The sequence below is a fragment of the Salinicola halophilus genome (assembly GCF_003206155.1).
In the GTDB taxonomy this organism is placed as follows: domain Bacteria; phylum Pseudomonadota; class Gammaproteobacteria; order Pseudomonadales; family Halomonadaceae; genus Salinicola; species Salinicola halophilus.
This window is the reverse complement of the sequence record NZ_PZJV01000001.1, coordinates 116,550-131,965: the sequence shown is the minus strand read 5'-3', so window position 1 is coordinate 131,965 and position 15,416 is coordinate 116,550. Positions and strand designations below refer to the sequence as shown.

Genomic DNA, 15,416 nt, shown 5'->3' with positions numbered 1-15,416 from the left:
CGACGCCCCGCTCTGAAATACAGGGTTACTGGATGACGTCGGGAGCACCATCGGCGTCGACCGAGCGCAGCAGAACACGATTGACGTGTAGCTGTATTAGCTCTTCTGCCTGCCCCGCCAGCAACTCGAGACGCTGCATGTCCTCGTCCTCGAATGCCCGCGGCATCGTGCCGATCAGGCACAGCGTTCCGACACAGACATTCGGCGCCACGAACAACGGGTAACCCGCGTAGAACCGGATGAAGGGTGAGCCGGTGACCAAGGGGTTGTCCGCAAAGCGCGGATCCTTGAGTGCATTGCGGATCACCATCGGCATGCCGTCGGCGACCACGTGGCCGCAAAACGAGATACGACGCGGCGTTTCGCAGACGCTCAAGCCGTAATGCGACTTGAACCACTGACGATCTTCGTCGATGAGCGTAATCATCGACATGGGGACGTCGAAGATCTTCGTCGCAAGCTCCGTGAGACGATCGAAACCTTTGTCGGCTCCGGTATCGAGTAGCTGCAGATCGCGCAGCGCGGTGATCCGGTCGGCTTCGTTACTGGGCTGGTTGGGTGCATTCATGGGGATGGCTCGTGGAGTCGCGACGAATGGCGGTCGCAGGGTCGGGGAGTCGACAATCGACGCGAATGAAACAGTGGGGAGGGAGCGATACCCTACGGCACCGCTCACGCATCCAAACCTCTATCGGCAGTCGCTCACCTTTCTCGAAGCGATCGACGTACCGATACGAGAAACCTTGACGCTATTTGACTTCGACACCGTGCGCCTGCTTGTCGGCGTGGTAGGAAGAGCGTACCAGCGGACCGGAGGCGACGTGCTTGAAGCCCATTGCCTTACCCTGCTCGGCGAACCAGTCGAACGTGCTGGGGTGTACCCAGCGATCGACCGGCAGGTGATTACGCGACGGCTGCATGTACTGACCGAGCGTGAGCATGTCGACGTCATGAGCACGCAGGTCACGCATCACTTCGATGACCTGCTCGTCGGTCTCGCCGACTCCGAGCATCAGCCCGGACTTGGTCATCACGTCCGGCCGGCGGGCCTTGTAGCCCTTGAGTAGATCCAGGGACCACCGATAGTCCGCGCCGGGGCGCACTCGGCGATAGAGCGACGGTACCGTCTCGAGATTGTGATTGAAAACGTCCGGCGCCTGCGACTCGAGAATGTCGAGCGCCACCTGCATCCGACCGCGAAAGTCCGGTACCAGCGTCTCGATTTCGATCTCGGGGCTGTCCTTGCGGATCTCGCGGATGCAGTTGACGAAGTGCGTCGCCCCGCCATCGCGCAGGTCGTCGCGGTCGACGGAGGTCACCACGACATAGTTGAGCCCCATCTCGGCGATCGCCTCGGCGAGCTCTCGCGGCTCGTTCTCGTTGAGCGCGTTGGGTCGACCGTGGGCGACGTCGCAGAACGGGCAGCGCCGGGTGCAGATGTCGCCCATGATCATGAACGTCGCCGTCCCGCCGCTGAAGCACTCGCCCAGGTTGGGACAGGACGCTTCCTCGCAGACGGTATGTAGACCGTGCTTGCGCAATGTCTGCTTGATGTGGGTGACCTGAGGCGAAGCCGGCATTCTGACCCGAAGCCAGTCCGGCTTCTTCGGCAGCGTTTCGGTAGGAATGACTTTGACCGGAATGCGCGCGACCTTCTCTGCACCGCGCAGCTTGACGCCGCGTTCGGCGCGCGCCGGCTTGTTCGGCTTTGCCTTGGCGGCATCGCTAGATCGGGCTTCGGGCGATTGCATGACGGTTGTCTCGGTCATAACCCTTCCTTAATTCGTTGAGTGCCGGCGGTCAGGCAGCCGCCAAATCGAAGGCCTGTGGTCGACCGTGCTGGCGTACCAGCGTGGCATCGAGCCGACGGGCAAAGCAGGTAGCGAGCCGATCCGCCTCGGCATCGAGGGTAACGGAGCGCGTCGAGAGCTCGCTGAGCTGCGTCATCCTGAGGCCGGCGTGGCCGCAGGGGTTGATACGATCGAACGGCGATAGATCCATGTCGACGTTGAAGGCGACGCCGTGAAAGCTACAGCCGCGGCGAATCCTCAATCCGAGCGAGGCGATCTTGGCATCGCCGACGTAGACCCCTGGCGCATCGGTTCGCGCCCGTGCCTCGATGTCGTGCTCGGCGAGCGCATCGATGACCGCTCCCTCGAGCGTACTGACCAGATCTCGAACGCCGAGCTTGAGGCGGCGGACGTCGAGAAGCGGGTACATCACGAGCTGCCCGGGGCCGTGGTAGGTGACCTGCCCGCCCCGGTCGCTGGCGACCACGGGAATGTCGCCCGGCAGCAGCAGGTGCTCGGGTTTACCCGCCCGCCCCTGCGTGAATACCGGCTCATGCTCGACGACCCACAGCTGATCCGTCGCCTGCGGGCCGCGAATGTCCGTCCAGCGCGACATCGCCTCCCATACGGGGCGATAGGCAGCGCGGCCGAGGTCGAAGCGCTCGAGTACGATCATTACGCGTTAAAGCACCATGTGGACGCGGCCGGTCGCCTTGAGATCCTGGAACAGTGCGTTGAGCTGCTCCTCGCTCGTCGCGCGAATCACCGCGCGTGCCGAGCGAAAACGCCCGTTGCGGCTTTCGGAGAGGGTGATCCCCGCTGCGTCGAAGCCTGGCGAGTGCTGCTCGATCACCTGGCTCACGCTTGCCACGAAGTCATCGGCGGCATCGCCGACGATCCGGATGGGGTAGTCACACGGGAATTCGATTTTGGGACGCGGAAGATCGACGTCGCTGGGGGTCTGGTTCATCGTCAATTCAGTCGCTAGCCGGCGATAGGTCAATGTCCGACCATTCTACTCAACATTGGCCCACCCACCAACTCGTGGGCGGGCCAATGAGCGGCATCGACGTGGCGACGATGCGCTCGCTCAATCGAAGAAGCCAGTCACGAAGCGGACGACGCTATCCCAGATTCGCTTGAAGATACTGCCCTCTTCCACCGCCTCGAGCGCCAGCAAGGGCTGTTCGCCAAGCACTTCATCACCGGAACGAATCTCGAGCTTGCCGATCTGCTGACCGGCCTGGATCGGCGCCGTCAGATTCTCCGGCACGTTGAGTCGAGCGGTGAGGTCGTCGGCGCTGCTGCGCGGCAGCGTCATGCTCACATCGCTCTGGACGCCCAGGCGCACCGTGTCTTTGGCACCGCCCCAAACGCGCGCTTCGTTGAGCACCGAACCGGCGTCGTAGAGCTTGCGGGTCTGGAAGAAACGAAAGCCGTAGTTGAGCAGTCGCTGCGTCTCGGCCGCTCGCGCCTCGTCGGAATCGGTCCCCATGACCACGGCGATCAAGCGCGTATCCTGCTTCTTGGCGGACGCTACCAGACAGAAACCCGCCGCCTCGGTGTGTCCCGTTTTGAGGCCATCGACGTCCGGATCACGCCATAGCAGCCGGTTGCGGTTGGGCTGACGAATACCGTTGTAAGTGAAGTACTTCTCCGAATACACCTCATAGTGATCCGGGAAATCTCGAATGATGTGGCGGGCGAGAATTGCCAGATCGTGGGCCGACGAGTAGTGCTCGTCGTGTGGAAGACCGGTCGGATTCATGAAATGGGAGTTGTTCATGCCCATCCGATTGGCCTGCTGATTCATCAGATCGGCGAAGGCCGTTTCGCTGCCGGCGACGTACTCAGAGAGCGCGACGCTTGCGTCGTTGCCGGACTGAATCACCACGCCGTGGAGCAGGTCCTCGACACTGACCTGGGTGCCTTCCTTGATGAACATGCGCGAGCCACCGGTGCGCCAGGCGTTCTCGCTGATGCTCACCTGATCACTGTCGTCGATGTTGCCCTGCTCGATCTCCTGCTCGACGATGTAGGCGGTCATCATCTTGGTCAGACTGGCCGGCGGCACGCGCTCGTCGGCGTTGTGCTCGACGAGCATCTTGCCGGTGGCCGCATCCATCAGGACCCAGGAAGACGCCGCCAGTGCCGGCGGTGACGGCACGAGCTGACCGGGCTGCGGGTTGGCAGCCATCTGACTGTCCGGCGTGGGCTGCTGTGCGCCGGCGGGCGAGGAAAGCAGACCCAGGCAGAGCGACGCCGAGACGACCAGACGAGAGATACGGGAAGTGAACAGCGATGTCATGACGATCGAATTCTCGTTGAAAGTAGGTTACTGAGCGGGCGCCACCACGAACGTCTGGGAATAGCCCGCGTCGTTGAGTGTGGCCCGAATGGCTTGGAGCGATGCGATGTCGTCGATGGGACCGACCTGTACGCGGTAAAGGGAAGCGGCATTGTCGATGCGCACCGGCTGCGACAACAACCTCTGCAGCCGGCTTTTCAGCGCCTGCGCCCCGGTATGCGACCCGAGTGCCGCGACCTGAACGTAGCGTTGCCCGTCGCTGCGACTGGTCGAAGGTGCCGGCGAGCGAACCGCTCGACCGACGACCGGATCGACTTGCGCGGCGTAGCCGTTGGCCGCAGGGGCCGATGGCCGCGAAGCCGCAACGCCGCGCGTGTCACCGCCGTTGCCCTGCTCTCGAGCCCAGGCGACCGGATCGATCGCCTCGACTTTCACCCTTCCGGTACCGCCTTTGAGGATGTCGAGTCTGGCGGCGGCGGCGTAGGAGAGATCGATGAGGCGATCCTCGTGGAATGGACCTCGGTCGTTGACGCGCACGATGACGTCGCGACCGTTGTCGAGATTGGTGACGCGGGCGTAGCTCGGCAGCGGGAGCGAACGATGCGCCGCCGACATCTTGTACATGTCGTAGGACTCGCCGTTGGCGGTGTCGTAACCCTGGAATTTGGTGCCGTACCAGGAGGCGCGCCCGACCGCCTCGTAACCCGTGGGGTCGCTCAGCACGTGGTAGGTCTTGCCCCATACCGTGTAGGTCGAGCGATTCCCGCCCTTCGAGCGGGGCTCCACCTTGGGGACGGCGTCCGGTACGTTGGCGACATCCTGGGGCGAGTCGGGGTAGGCGTCATGCGTCTGCGCGTAGCGACCGCCGCCCGAGCCTCCGCCGCCGGCGCACCCTGCCAGCGCCAGCACCGCGATCAACGTCGGCAACCACCTCATGCGCCACCGTCTCGGGCGGTCTGAATCCGCTGCGCCAGCGTCGCGACTGCCATGGCGTAGAGATGGCTATGGTTGTAGCGCGTAATGACGTAGAAGTTGTTGAGTCCCATCACGTAGCGGCTGTGGCCGTCGGCGAAGTCCAGCGCGATCGGCATGACCTGGTCGGCTGGCGTGAGTCGCCCCGCCGTCGGTTCGATACCCGCCTTGCGCAGGCTCTCGACCGTCGTACTGGGTGGCTCGGTGCGATTGAATGCGATCGACTGCGGCAGTGCGTCGGGCCCGCTCGCCTCGACCAGTACGGCCTCCCCCCGCCGCCAGCCGTGCTCGTGGAAATAGTTGGCGATACTGCCAATGGCGTCGACCGGGTTGTCCCATAGATCCTTCAGTCCGTCGTGGTCGAAGTCCACGGCATAGGCCTGATAGCTGGTGGGAATGAACTGGGGATAGCCCATGGCACCGGCGTAGGAGCCATAGCGCGAGGCGGGATCGACACCCTGGCCGAGCGTGATCGCCAGATAGGCCTTCAGCTCGCCGAGGAAGAACGCACCGCGGCTCGGATGATGAAAGGCAAGCGTGGCCAGCGAATCGAGCACGCGATGTGTGCCCTTGTGGCGGCCGTACTGCGTCTCCACGCCGAGGATCGCTACGATCACCTCTGGCGGGACACCATATTCTCGCTCCGCCCGCTCCAGCGTCTGCCGATGCTCATTCAGAAACGCCACGCCCTGACGGATACGCTCGGGCTGGATGAAAATCTCGCGATATTCGTCCCAGCGCAGCCGTCGCTCGGCGGCATGATTCATCGCCTCGAGTACCTGCGGGCGAAAGTTCGCCTCGCGCAGGGTGGTTTCCAGCGCCGCACCATCCAGTCCCTGCTGCTCGAGCGCCTCGAGCATTGCACGTACTTCGGGATGTGTCTCGGGATCGAAATCGTCGTCGGCCGATGCCGCGCCGCCCAACATCGCCGCTACGACGAGCGCCCCCACCAGCCATCCTTTGCTCCAACGCCTCGCCATGCGCGGCAAACTCCTTACGCTTGCATTCGTCATCAGTGATTCAACAAGCGCCGGTGCGTGTGAATCGACATGAGAATACCGAAGCCCGCCATCAAGGTCACGCTGGAGGTCCCCCCGTAGCTGATCAGCGGCAGCGGCACCCCCACCACCGGCAGGATGCCACTCACCATACCGACATTGACGAAGACGTAGATGAAGAAAGTCAGCACGATGCTGCCGGCCAGCAGGCGACCGTAGGTATCTTGGGCCTGATTGGCCATCACCAGCCCGCGCGCGACCAGCAGCAGATAGAGCACGAGAATCGTCGTCATGCCGATGAGACCGAACTCCTCCCCAAGCACGGCACCGATGAAGTCGGTATGCCGCTCGGGCAGGAACTCGAGCTGCGACTGAGTTCCGAGGCCCCATCCCTTACCTTCGATGCCACCGCTACCGATCGCCGTCTTCGACTGGATGATGTTCCAGCCCGCACCGAGCGGGTCGCTCTCCGGATCGAGGAAGGTCAGAACGCGCTGGCGCTGGTAGTCGTGCATGTTGATCCACAGCACCGGCATCGCCGAGCCCGCCAGGGCCGCGAGCGTGAGAATGAATTTCCACGACAGCCCCGCGAGCAGGATAACGAAGACCGCCGCGCAGGCGACCAGCAGCGAGGTACCCAGATCCGGCTGACGCGCGATCAGCGCGACCGGCACCGCAACCAGGACGCCACAGACCACCAGGTCCTTCCACGACGGCGGCAGCGGGCGCCGGTGGAGGTAGGCGGCGAGCATCATCGGCATCGCGATCTTCATCAGTTCGGAGGGCTGAAAACGCAACGGACCCAGCTCCAGCCAGCGCTGCGCCCCCATGCCGATGTCTCCCATGACCTCGACGGCGATCAGCATGAGCAGCCCCGCCCCGTAGGCGAAAGGCGTCCAGCGATAGAGCACGCTCGGTGAAAACTGCGCCATGACCAGCGCCCCGGCCAGCGCTACGCCCATGCGCACGGCCTGAGCCATGGTAGTCCCTTGCGACATGCCGCTGGCGCTGTAGAGCACTACCAGCCCGAAGGAGACCAGCGCGATCAGCGTGCCGAGCAGCCACGGGTCGAGGTGCAGCCGGTGCCAGAGCGGGCGCTTGCGGCCGACGCGCACGGGCTGGCCTCGCGGCGAGACGCGTTGAAAATCAATCGCCATCGGTGCTTTCGCCCTCTTCTTCGACGGTAGAGCCGTCCGGCGGTTCTCGTTCCGGCTCGTGAAGCAGCCAGGCATCCGTCAATTCCCGGCCCAGGCCGGACACCCCGCCGCCTGCGTTCTCGACGATCACGGCGAGCGCGATCTGCGGATCGTCGACCGGCGCGAAACCGATGAACAGCGCATGATCTCGCAGTCGCTCGGTCAATTCATCGGCGTTGTACTTCTGGTTCTGCCCCAGCGAAAAGACCTGGGCCGTCCCTGTCTTGGCCGCCATGTCGTACTGCAGACCGGCACCGGCACGGCGCGCCGTGCCTTCGGAGCCGCTGACCACGGCTTCCATTCCTTTGAAGACGTCCTGCCACCAGTGCTCCTGGTCCATGTCGACATCCGGCTTGGTGTCGGGAAACGGCGGTTCGAGCGCCTCCTCGCCCACGCGTTTGGCCAGATGCGGGCGAACCCAATGACCCTGATTGGCAAGCGTCGCGGTCGCCGCCGCCAACTGCAGCGGCGTCGCCATGAAGTAGCCCTGACCGATGCCGGCAGACAGCGTCTCTCCCGGAAACCAGACCTGGTTGTATTTGGCGCGTTTCCACTCGCGGGACGGCATCAAGCCCGCGGAGGCGCCCTGCACGTCCAGCGACGTGATCTCTCCGAAGCCGAAGTGATGCATGAAGCTCGAGAGTCTGTCGATGCCCAGACGATAGGCCATGGTGTAGAAGTAGGTGTTGTTGGAGACTTCAAGTGCACGCTCCATGTCCACGCGACCGTGTCCCCAGCGCAGCCAGTTATGATAGCGACGGGTATCGTTGGGAAGCTGGAAATACCCCGGGTCGTAGATGACGTCGTGCGGCTTGACGACCCCATACTCGAGCGCCGCGAGCGCCTCGAACGGTTTGACGGTCGAGCCTGGCGGATACTGTCCGCGGACCGCACGGTTGAACAGCGGCAGATCGTGATCCTGCTGTAAGGCCTGATAGTCGTCGTAGGAGATGCCGGTCACGAACTCATTGATATCGAAACCCGGCGCCGAGACCATCGCCAGAATGTCGCCCGTCTTGGGTTCGATGGCAACGATGGCACCGCGTCGACCGTCGAGCAGATCGTAGGCCATGTGCTGCAAGCGACTGTCGATGGTGAGCGTGACGTCCTCCCCCGGATCGGGCGGCTCTCGATCCAGCTCCCGCAGCACGCGACCGCGAGCATTGGTCTCGACCTTCCTGACCCCCGCCTCGCCATGGAGCGCGCTCTCGTAGGTCGATTCGATCCCCGTCTTGCCGATGAAGTGCGTCCCGGCGTAATTCCCCGGGTCGAGCTCCGCCAGCTCTTTTTCGTTGATACGTCCGACGTAGCCGAGCACGTGGGACATGACGATGGGATCGGGGTAGTAACGCATCAGCTGCGCCTCGACCTCGACACCGCTGAGCAGATAGCGATTGACCGCCAGACGCGCGATCTGGTCTTCGGTCAGATCGCTCATCAGAAGCGCCGGCTGGTAGGGTCGCTGGCGCTGGAGAGAGCGCTCGCGAAGCCTGGCGACCTCGTCGTCGGGCAGGCCGAGAATGTCGACCAGACGCGCGAGCGTCTGATCGAGATCGTCGACCCGTTCGCGCACGATGGTGAGATTGTAGGTGGGCCGGTTCTCCGCCAGCAGCTTACCGTTACGGTCGTGGATCAGCCCACGCCGGGGCGGCAGCGGCTCGACTCGCATGCGGTTGTTGTCGGACCGGGTAATGAAGACATCGTGCTCGATGACCTGCAGATACACGAGCCGACTGAAAAGCCCACCGGCCATGAGCACGATGATGAACGCCGCAAGCAGCGAGCGTCGCCGGAACATGCCGACTTCACGTTCGTGGTCCTTGATGGCCGGACGACGTTTACGCATCGTCCGTGACCATGATCGGCGCGACGCACGTGGCGGTTGGGGCACGGCGTTGGATGGCGTCGAGTGACAAAGCGTGTGACTCTCGGACTCGGGAATGAACCGGGCTACCGATGATACGGATGCCCGGACAGCAGGGTATGGGCACGGTAGAGCTGCTCGGCGAGAATCACACGAACCAGCGGGTGCGGCAGCGTCAGCGGCGAGAGCGACCAGGACTGCTTCGCGCGAGTCGCGAGCCTGGGGTCGAGCCCGTCCGGTCCGCCCACCAGCAGGGCCACGTCATCGCCGCCGAGGCGCCACTCGTCGAGACGACCCGAAAGCCGCTCCGTGCTCCAGGCCGCCCCTGTGACCTCGAGGGCGACGACGTGTTCCCGCTCCCGCAGTTTTTCCAGCATTCGATCGCCCTCGCTCTGGACTGCGCGGGCGATGTCGGCGCCCTTGCCGCGGGCCCCAGCAGGAATCTCGACGACGTCGAGCGGCATGTCGCGCGGCAGGCGCTTGCGGTACGTCTCGATACCGGTCTCGACCCAGGCCGGCATCCGCGTGCCGACGGCGAGCAGGCGGATCTTCACCCCGAAAGCTCTTGGGAGTCCGTGCGCTCGCCGACGCGCGCTGAGTCGGTCGGCAGGTCGGCCCAGAGACGTTCGAGATCGTAGAGCTTGCGCGTATCCGGCATCATCACATGGGCGATCACGTCACCCAGGTCGACGAGTACCCACTCACCGCTCTGCTGACCTTCCACGCCCAGCGGACGAAGTCCGGCATCCTTCGCTTTTTCGACCACGTTGCCCGCGAGCGCCGACACGTGCCGCGACGACGTGCCGCTGGCCACGACCATGACGTCGGTGACGCTGGTCAGTTCGGCGACGTCGAGTTCGATCACGTCCTGCGCCTTGAGCTCTTCGAGCGCCTCGACGACCAGTGACTTGAGAGTATCTGTCTGCATAGCTCCTCGTGAGAAATCGTCACCCCGTGAAAATCGGGAGTGGCGCATTCTACTCTGATGACCCGACAACGCCAGAGCCAGCGGCCATCGCCGCCGCCCCGGCTTCATAGAGCGATTGTTCGGTGATATAGCGCTCCACGGCGGCCGGCACCAGATAGCGAATGCTTCTGCCCTCTCGCACCCGCGCCCGCAGCTCCGTGGCGGAGATCGCCATCCGACTCGAGAGCGTCAGGCGCAGCAGTCGTCCCGCCGGCGCCTCCATCAGCGCGCCCGGGTCCGTGACTTCACGCCCGGCGATCAGGTCGGCAAGCTCGGCCGGCAGCCTGGCCTCGTAGTCCGGCCGGTCGATGACGACCACGTGCGCCAGCGAAAAGAGCCGCTCCTTCTCATGCCAGCTCGGCAAGCCCAGAAAGGCGTCGTGGCCTACCGCCATGATCAGGCGCGCCTCGTCGCCGTATGTGTCTCGCAGTGAGGCGAGGGTGTCCACCGAGTAGGAGTGCCCGCTGCGGCGAATCTCGCGATCGTCGGCGACGAGCCCCGGCGTACTGCCGATACCCGCTGCGAGCAGCGCCAGGCGATGCGCCGAGGACACCCCGGGGGCGGCGCGATGCGGCGGCACGTGCACCGGAATCATGTGAACGGTGTCGAGCGCCAGGGCCTCGCGCAGCTCGACGGCGCTGCGCAGATGCCCCAGATGCACCGGATCGAAGGTCCCGCCCAGCATCGCGATTCGCGGCGGCTGGCTCTGATCAGCGACGGACATGGCCGTCACCGAACACGACGTACTTACGCGTGGTCAGCCCCTCGAGGCCTACCGGGCCGCGGGCGTGCAGCTTGTTGGTGGAGATACCGATCTCGGCACCCAGACCATATTCGAAGCCGTCGGCGAAGCGGGTCGAGGCATTGATCAGCACCGAGCTCGAATCGACCTCGGCCAGGAAGCGCCGCGCCAGCGTGACGCTCTCGGTGACGATAGCATCGGTATGCTGAGAGCCGTAGCGGTTGATATGCGCCACGGCCTGATCGAAGTCGTCGACGATCCGCACCGCGAGAATCGGCGCCAGATACTCGGCGGACCAGTCCGCTTCGCTGGCTTCGAGCGCGTCGTCCAGCCACGCCTGCGTTACCGCACAGCCGCGCAGCTCGACGCCCTTGTCGCGATAGATCGTCGCCAACCTGGGCAGAACCGCCGCGACGGCGTCGCGATGGATCAGCAGCGTCTCCATCGTATTGCAGGGCGAATAACGCTGAGTCTTGGCATTGTCGGCGATGGCGATCGCCTTCTCCGGATCGGCCGCCGCATCGATGTAGACATGGCAGACCCCGTCGAGATGCTTGATCACCGGTACCGTCGCCTCGTTGGCGACACGGCCGATGAGCGACTTGCCGCCACGGGGGACGATGACGTCGACGAAATCGGGCATGGTGATCAATGTCCCGACCGCGGCGCGGTCCGTCGTCGCCACGATCTGCACGGCCGTTTCGACCACCCCCGCCGTCACGAGTCCGGCACGAATGCATGCGGCGATCGCCGCGTTGCTCGACGCCGCCTCCGAGCCACCGCGCAGAATGCAGGCGTTGCCGGACTTCAGGCAGAGAGTCGCCGCTTCGACCGTCACGTTGGGGCGCGATTCGTAGATGATGCCGATGACGCCCAGCGGCACCCGCATCTGACCGACCTGGATGCCGCTTGGCTGATAGCGCAGTCCCTCGATCTCGCCGACCGGGTCAGGTAGCGTGGCGACCTGGCGAACCCCGGCGATCATGGCATCGATGCGCGCCGGGTTGAGCGCGAGGCGATCGATCAGCGCGTCGTCGAGACCGTTGGCGCGCCCCCGCGCCAGATCCTCGCGATTGGCGCTCTCGAGGGTCTCGCGAGCGGCGTCGAGATGGGCGGCGATCGCCTCCAGCGCGGCGTTCTTGCGCCCGCTGTCGAGGCGCCGCAGTTCGGCACTCGCCGCGCGAGCCTCGCGCCCGAGCGTCTGCATGTAGTGGGCAACGTCTCCCACGTCTCCGGTCGCGGTCTGCTGCATGGTGTGCTATCTCATTGATGTCTTGAGTTTCCCGTTACACGAACGGGAAAGGCGCTGGACGCTGCTCGGCCTCTCGCGCCTGGGATTGCGGGCTATGATTGCCGGTGTACGCTCGGCAATGGCGCGTGCGATAGTGACTCGCTCGCTCGTGTAACCCGGAACCGGTCCAATATAAGCCACCATGCAAAACAAGTACAAAAGCCCGGGGGCGCGTGCCCTTCTCGCACTGTGCGTCATCATTGGTCTTACCATCTGCCTTCTCGGCGAAGGCGTGCTGCGTCTGGCAGCGCTCTTCGCCGCGGCGGCATTCGCCTGGCTTCTCCTACGCCCGGCATCTCGTCAGGGCACCCATTTCGCGCTCGTCGCGGCGGCAGGCGTGATCATGCTCGCGACCGGCGAGCCGATCGTACTGCTCTGGATATGGATTCTGCCGCTGGCACTGCTCGGCTTCAGAGGGCACCTGGGTCGCGTGATCAACGTCGTCGGCTTCATCGCGGCCTGCGCCTACCTGGGCTGGCAGCTGCCGCTACCGGCGGCCGCCATGGCCGCGATGACGCTCGCCATTCTCTGGCTTCTCTTCGGTGAACGACAGCGGAGCCGTACGCGTCAGCCCCCGGCGAGCGACGCCGCCTGGCTGCTACCGCCGGCGACGCTGGAAGCCGACATTCGCCACGAGCGGCGTCGCGGTGAACGCGAGTCCCTCGCTGCCGAGGTCATCGTCTTCGGCTGCGCGCACTCGACGCCCGAAGACATGACGCAGCTCTGCGCCAGACTCCACGAGCACCTGGCCCTGTACGAGCGCGCCTATCGCCTCAACGATTACGGGGTGGCGGTCATCGTCGTCGCCACCGACAGCAAGGCGGCCACCGAGCGTCGGCGAGAGCTCGAGACCGCCGTCGCCCCGCATCGAATGGTCTCGGCCACGCCGCTGGCCGATGCCGCTCAGCGTTTCGGACAGCAAGTCGCGACATCGCCCCAGACGTCCGAGGCGCCGCTATGGCAGTGAGTCGTACCCGGCGATTGGCTCAGGGGCTCGCGCTGACGCTGCTCGTTGCGCTCGCCATCTGGCACTACCTGCTACGTCACTACGATCTGATTCTGCCCCCGGCGCTACTCGCGAGCGCGCTACTGGTGTCGATCCCGCTTCAGCGTCTAGGCCGACTGCGCCAGCCGCTCGCCGACTACCTCCTGCTCCTGGGGGTCTTCGGGCTGTTCGCGATCGAAGCCCCCGACATGGAGCACGGCATGCTCTGGCTGGGCCTGCCGATCGTGACGAGCTTTCTGCTACTGGCGGCACCGCTCGCGCTACTGCTCGGCGTCGTGGCGGTCCCCGTCTGGCTTGCGCTACTGGGCGACACCCACGTCACCTGGGTCAATCTGGGGCTGGGCTGGTGGCTGGTACTGGCCATGGCCGGGGTGGCGATAAGGCTCGCCAAGCGGGAGCTGCACCACGACCACGCGCCACCCTCGCGACGACAGGGTCTCAGCGGGGAGGAGCTGCGCCGCGGCTTGAAAACCGAAGTCGCACGCGCACAGGCGCTCTCGCGCCCCTTGAGCGTCCTGGTGCTCTACGTGCCGCAGCTCGAGCACGTCGACGACCAGTTCGGCAACCGTCTGCGCCAGGCGCTTTCGACGACCTTCGGTGAGCAGATCGCGCTCAACAGTCGGCACAGCGATCTCTTCGGCGAGCCGCAGAGCCATGTCTTCTGGCTGATCATGCCCAACGCCGAGGAGACCGGGGCCGCCGTTGCCGGGCGACGGCTCGCCGAGGCCGTCGCGACGATCGCGCGCCCCGAAACCGGCTCTCTCGAGAGCCTCCATCGTGTCTGTTCACTACGTCCGGACGAAACGGCGGCGGCGTTCACTCAGCGCCTGCACAACGCCGCCAACAAGCTGCTGGAACCCAAGGTTTGAATCTCACGCACTGGCTCTACTCGCTCTCGCCTTCTCCCGCCCTGCTCCTTCTCATCGTCGCGGCGATCGCGCTGCTGGAGTCGTTCGCGGTGGTCGGCATCGTGGTTCCCGGCGTCGTCCTGCTCGGCGCCGCCTCATCGATCGCCGGCCATCAGGAGATCTCGGTCTGGCTGCTGCTGATCGCGGGGGTCATCGGCGCCTTCGCCGGCGACTCGCTGAGCTTCTGGCTCGGTCGCACCCAGCAGGCACGCATTCCTCACTGGTGGCCGTTTTCGCGCCATCCCGTCTGGCTCGATCGCGGCCACGCCTTCTTCGCGCGTCACGGTACGCTCTCGATCGCGCTCGGCCGCTTCGTCGGCCCGGTGCGCCCTTTCGTGCCGCTGATCGCCGGCATGATGTCGATGCCCTCTCGACGCTTTTTCATCGTCAATGCTCTATCGGCGCTGGCGTGGGCACCGGTCTATCTGCTGCCGGGCTACTGGCTGGGCCAGTCCTGGGACCAGCTGGTAACGCTGCCGCCGGGGGCCGAACGCTGGCTGCTGACACTCACCGCGTCACTGCTGGCGCTCGGTCTGCTCTTCTCCTGGTTTCGCTATCAGCTCGGCAGCGAGGGGCGCCTGCACGGTTGGCTCGAGCGCCAGCATGCCGACCATCCGACGTTCGGCACGATCTGGCGGACGTTCTGCTCGCCACCGCCGGCCCAGGCGTTTCCGCTGGCCTCGATAGCGCTGCTGCTGACGAGCCTGGCGGGATTGATCGCCTGGACGACCTGGGTGCTGCTCCACAACGGGCCACTGCCGATGGATCGCGACATTCACGAGCTGGCAGCGATGATCGAGCAGCGCTGGCTGGTGGGCAGCAGCCAGACGCTCGCCGAGATCGGCGACAAGCTGGGCATCACAGTGTTGATGGCCCCCTGGTTGTTATGGCTGCTGTGGGCACGACGGTTCGCGTCGCTGCTGCACCTCGGCGGCGCCATCGCTGCCGTCGGATTGATCAACATCGCGTTCAAGCGCCTGGCGGGACGCGCGCGACCCGACACGCCGGACTATCTCACCGGGTCACTCTCCTACCCCAGCGCCCACACCTCTACCATCGTGGTGGTCATCGGTCTGACGGCCGCCTTCGCCGCCCAGGTAATGCCGCAACGCTACCGCGCCTATGCCTACTGGACGGCCATCCTCGTCTGCGCGCCGATGGCGCTGTCGCGACTGGTCATCGGCGTGCACTGGGCCAGCGATCTCATCGGCGGCGCCCTGCTGGGGCTGGTGGTATGCGCCATCACGCGCATCAGCTACCAGCGCTATCAACGCCTCGGTCGCGAGACGCCGCCCTGGGCATGGCTGGGGGCGGCGTCCGTCGTGCTGATCAGCCTGCGCGTTCTACTCTTCCCGCCGGTGTAAACAGTCCTGC

Annotated in this window: 16 protein-coding genes; 3 read left to right on the top strand and 13 right to left on the bottom strand. The window is 65.0% G+C overall.

Annotation, left to right across the window (positions count from 1 at the left end; translation table 11 throughout):
• Positions 1–25: 25 nt before the first annotated feature.
• The 13 genes from DOM33_RS00550 to DOM33_RS00495 all read right to left on the bottom strand — a co-directional run bounded on the left by DOM33_RS00550 (position 26) and on the right by DOM33_RS00495 (position 12,089).
• Positions 26–568 carry a GAF domain-containing protein gene (locus tag DOM33_RS00550; RefSeq protein WP_110664852.1) on the bottom strand — a complete coding sequence of 181 codons (543 nt, stop codon included), beginning with the start codon at positions 566–568 and terminating at the stop codon, positions 26–28.
• 181 nt (positions 569–749) lie between these two features.
• The gene (lipA, locus tag DOM33_RS00545) at positions 750–1,751 is read right to left on the bottom strand and encodes a lipoyl synthase (protein ID WP_110667394.1); all 1,002 of its coding nucleotides are present in this window, start codon (positions 1,749–1,751) and stop codon (positions 750–752) included.
• A 49-nt stretch (positions 1,752–1,800) separates the two neighbouring features.
• Positions 1,801–2,466 carry a lipoyl(octanoyl) transferase LipB gene (gene lipB / locus DOM33_RS00540; RefSeq protein ID WP_110664850.1) on the bottom strand — a complete coding sequence of 222 codons (666 nt, stop codon included), beginning with the start codon at positions 2,464–2,466 and terminating at the stop codon, positions 1,801–1,803.
• A 6-nt stretch (positions 2,467–2,472) separates the two neighbouring features.
• Positions 2,473–2,760 (bottom strand): HP0495 family protein, encoded by a 288-nt coding sequence (locus DOM33_RS00535; protein WP_110664848.1) that lies wholly within the window; start codon positions 2,758–2,760, stop codon positions 2,473–2,475.
• Between the two features lie 120 nt (positions 2,761–2,880).
• On the bottom strand, positions 2,881–4,098 hold the full coding sequence (locus DOM33_RS00530; RefSeq protein ID WP_110664846.1) for a D-alanyl-D-alanine carboxypeptidase family protein: 1,218 nt from the start codon (positions 4,096–4,098) through the stop codon (positions 2,881–2,883).
• A 27-nt stretch (positions 4,099–4,125) separates the two neighbouring features.
• Positions 4,126–5,034 (bottom strand): septal ring lytic transglycosylase RlpA family protein, encoded by a 909-nt coding sequence (locus DOM33_RS16255; RefSeq protein WP_204352583.1) that lies wholly within the window; start codon positions 5,032–5,034, stop codon positions 4,126–4,128.
• Positions 5,031–6,050 (bottom strand): lytic murein transglycosylase B, encoded by a 1,020-nt coding sequence (gene mltB, locus DOM33_RS16250; protein ID WP_204352582.1) that lies wholly within the window; start codon positions 6,048–6,050, stop codon positions 5,031–5,033. The genes DOM33_RS16255 and mltB overlap by 4 nt, the downstream gene beginning before the upstream one ends.
• A 32-nt stretch (positions 6,051–6,082) precedes the next feature.
• Positions 6,083–7,225: a rod shape-determining protein RodA gene (rodA, locus tag DOM33_RS00520; RefSeq protein ID WP_110664844.1), complete on the bottom strand. Its 1,143-nt coding sequence runs from the start codon at positions 7,223–7,225 to the stop codon at positions 6,083–6,085.
• Positions 7,215–9,110 carry a penicillin-binding protein 2 gene (gene mrdA / locus DOM33_RS00515; RefSeq protein WP_110664842.1) on the bottom strand — a complete coding sequence of 632 codons (1,896 nt, stop codon included), beginning with the start codon at positions 9,108–9,110 and terminating at the stop codon, positions 7,215–7,217. Before mrdA ends, rodA begins: the two co-directional genes overlap by 11 nt.
• 104 nt (positions 9,111–9,214) lie before the next feature.
• On the bottom strand, positions 9,215–9,682 hold the full coding sequence (gene rlmH / locus DOM33_RS00510) for a 23S rRNA (pseudouridine(1915)-N(3))-methyltransferase RlmH (protein WP_110664840.1): 468 nt from the start codon (positions 9,680–9,682) through the stop codon (positions 9,215–9,217).
• Complete coding sequence (gene rsfS, locus DOM33_RS00505; protein ID WP_110664838.1) at positions 9,679–10,056, bottom strand: ribosome silencing factor; 378 nt, start codon at positions 10,054–10,056, stop codon at positions 9,679–9,681. Before rsfS ends, rlmH begins: the two co-directional genes overlap by 4 nt.
• A gap of 49 nt (positions 10,057–10,105) precedes the next feature.
• Positions 10,106–10,819, bottom strand: a complete 714-nt coding sequence (nadD, locus tag DOM33_RS00500; protein ID WP_110667392.1) for a nicotinate-nucleotide adenylyltransferase — start codon at positions 10,817–10,819, stop codon at positions 10,106–10,108.
• On the bottom strand, positions 10,806–12,089 hold the full coding sequence (locus DOM33_RS00495) for a glutamate-5-semialdehyde dehydrogenase (protein ID WP_110664836.1): 1,284 nt from the start codon (positions 12,087–12,089) through the stop codon (positions 10,806–10,808). Before DOM33_RS00495 ends, nadD begins: the two co-directional genes overlap by 14 nt.
• 181 nt (positions 12,090–12,270) lie before the next feature.
• Here DOM33_RS00495 and DOM33_RS00490 point away from each other — a divergent pair, with 181 nt between their 5' ends.
• Genes DOM33_RS00490 through DOM33_RS00480 form a run of 3 tightly spaced genes read left to right on the top strand, consistent with a single transcriptional unit; the run spans position 12,271 to position 15,406 of the window.
• Positions 12,271–13,095, top strand: a complete 825-nt coding sequence (locus DOM33_RS00490; protein ID WP_110664834.1) for a hypothetical protein — start codon at positions 12,271–12,273, stop codon at positions 13,093–13,095.
• Complete coding sequence (locus DOM33_RS00485; RefSeq protein ID WP_110664832.1) at positions 13,086–14,003, top strand: diguanylate cyclase domain-containing protein; 918 nt, start codon at positions 13,086–13,088, stop codon at positions 14,001–14,003. The genes DOM33_RS00490 and DOM33_RS00485 overlap by 10 nt, the downstream gene beginning before the upstream one ends.
• Complete coding sequence (locus DOM33_RS00480) at positions 14,000–15,406, top strand: bifunctional DedA family/phosphatase PAP2 family protein (RefSeq protein ID WP_110664830.1); 1,407 nt, start codon at positions 14,000–14,002, stop codon at positions 15,404–15,406. Before DOM33_RS00485 ends, DOM33_RS00480 begins: the two co-directional genes overlap by 4 nt.
• The last annotated feature ends 10 nt before the right edge of the window (positions 15,407–15,416 follow it).

Bases quoted from the DNA above. Each gene is read 5' to 3' on its own strand.
- DOM33_RS00550 (WP_110664852.1), bottom strand. From the start codon at position 568: ATGAATGCACCCAACCAGCCCAGTAACGAAGCCGACCGGATCACCGCG.
- lipA (WP_110667394.1), bottom strand. From the start codon at position 1,751: ATGCAATCGCCCGAAGCCCGATCTAGCGATGCCGCCAAGGCAAAGCCG.
- lipB (WP_110664850.1), bottom strand. From the start codon at position 2,466: ATGATCGTACTCGAGCGCTTCGACCTCGGCCGCGCTGCCTATCGCCCC.
- DOM33_RS00535 (WP_110664848.1), bottom strand. From the start codon at position 2,760: ATGAACCAGACCCCCAGCGACGTCGATCTTCCGCGTCCCAAAATCGAA.
- DOM33_RS00530 (WP_110664846.1), bottom strand. From the start codon at position 4,098: ATGACATCGCTGTTCACTTCCCGTATCTCTCGTCTGGTCGTCTCGGCG.
- DOM33_RS16255 (WP_204352583.1), bottom strand. From the start codon at position 5,034: ATGAGGTGGTTGCCGACGTTGATCGCGGTGCTGGCGCTGGCAGGGTGC.
- mltB (WP_204352582.1), bottom strand. From the start codon at position 6,050: ATGGCGAGGCGTTGGAGCAAAGGATGGCTGGTGGGGGCGCTCGTCGTA.
- rodA (WP_110664844.1), bottom strand. From the start codon at position 7,225: ATGGCGATTGATTTTCAACGCGTCTCGCCGCGAGGCCAGCCCGTGCGC.
- mrdA (WP_110664842.1), bottom strand. From the start codon at position 9,110: ATGCGTAAACGTCGTCCGGCCATCAAGGACCACGAACGTGAAGTCGGC.
- rsfS (WP_110664838.1), bottom strand. From the start codon at position 10,056: ATGCAGACAGATACTCTCAAGTCACTGGTCGTCGAGGCGCTCGAAGAG.
- nadD (WP_110667392.1), bottom strand. From the start codon at position 10,819: ATGTCCGTCGCTGATCAGAGCCAGCCGCCGCGAATCGCGATGCTGGGC.
- DOM33_RS00495 (WP_110664836.1), bottom strand. From the start codon at position 12,089: ATGCAGCAGACCGCGACCGGAGACGTGGGAGACGTTGCCCACTACATG.
- DOM33_RS00490 (WP_110664834.1), top strand. From the start codon at position 12,271: ATGCAAAACAAGTACAAAAGCCCGGGGGCGCGTGCCCTTCTCGCACTG.
- DOM33_RS00485 (WP_110664832.1), top strand. From the start codon at position 13,086: ATGGCAGTGAGTCGTACCCGGCGATTGGCTCAGGGGCTCGCGCTGACG.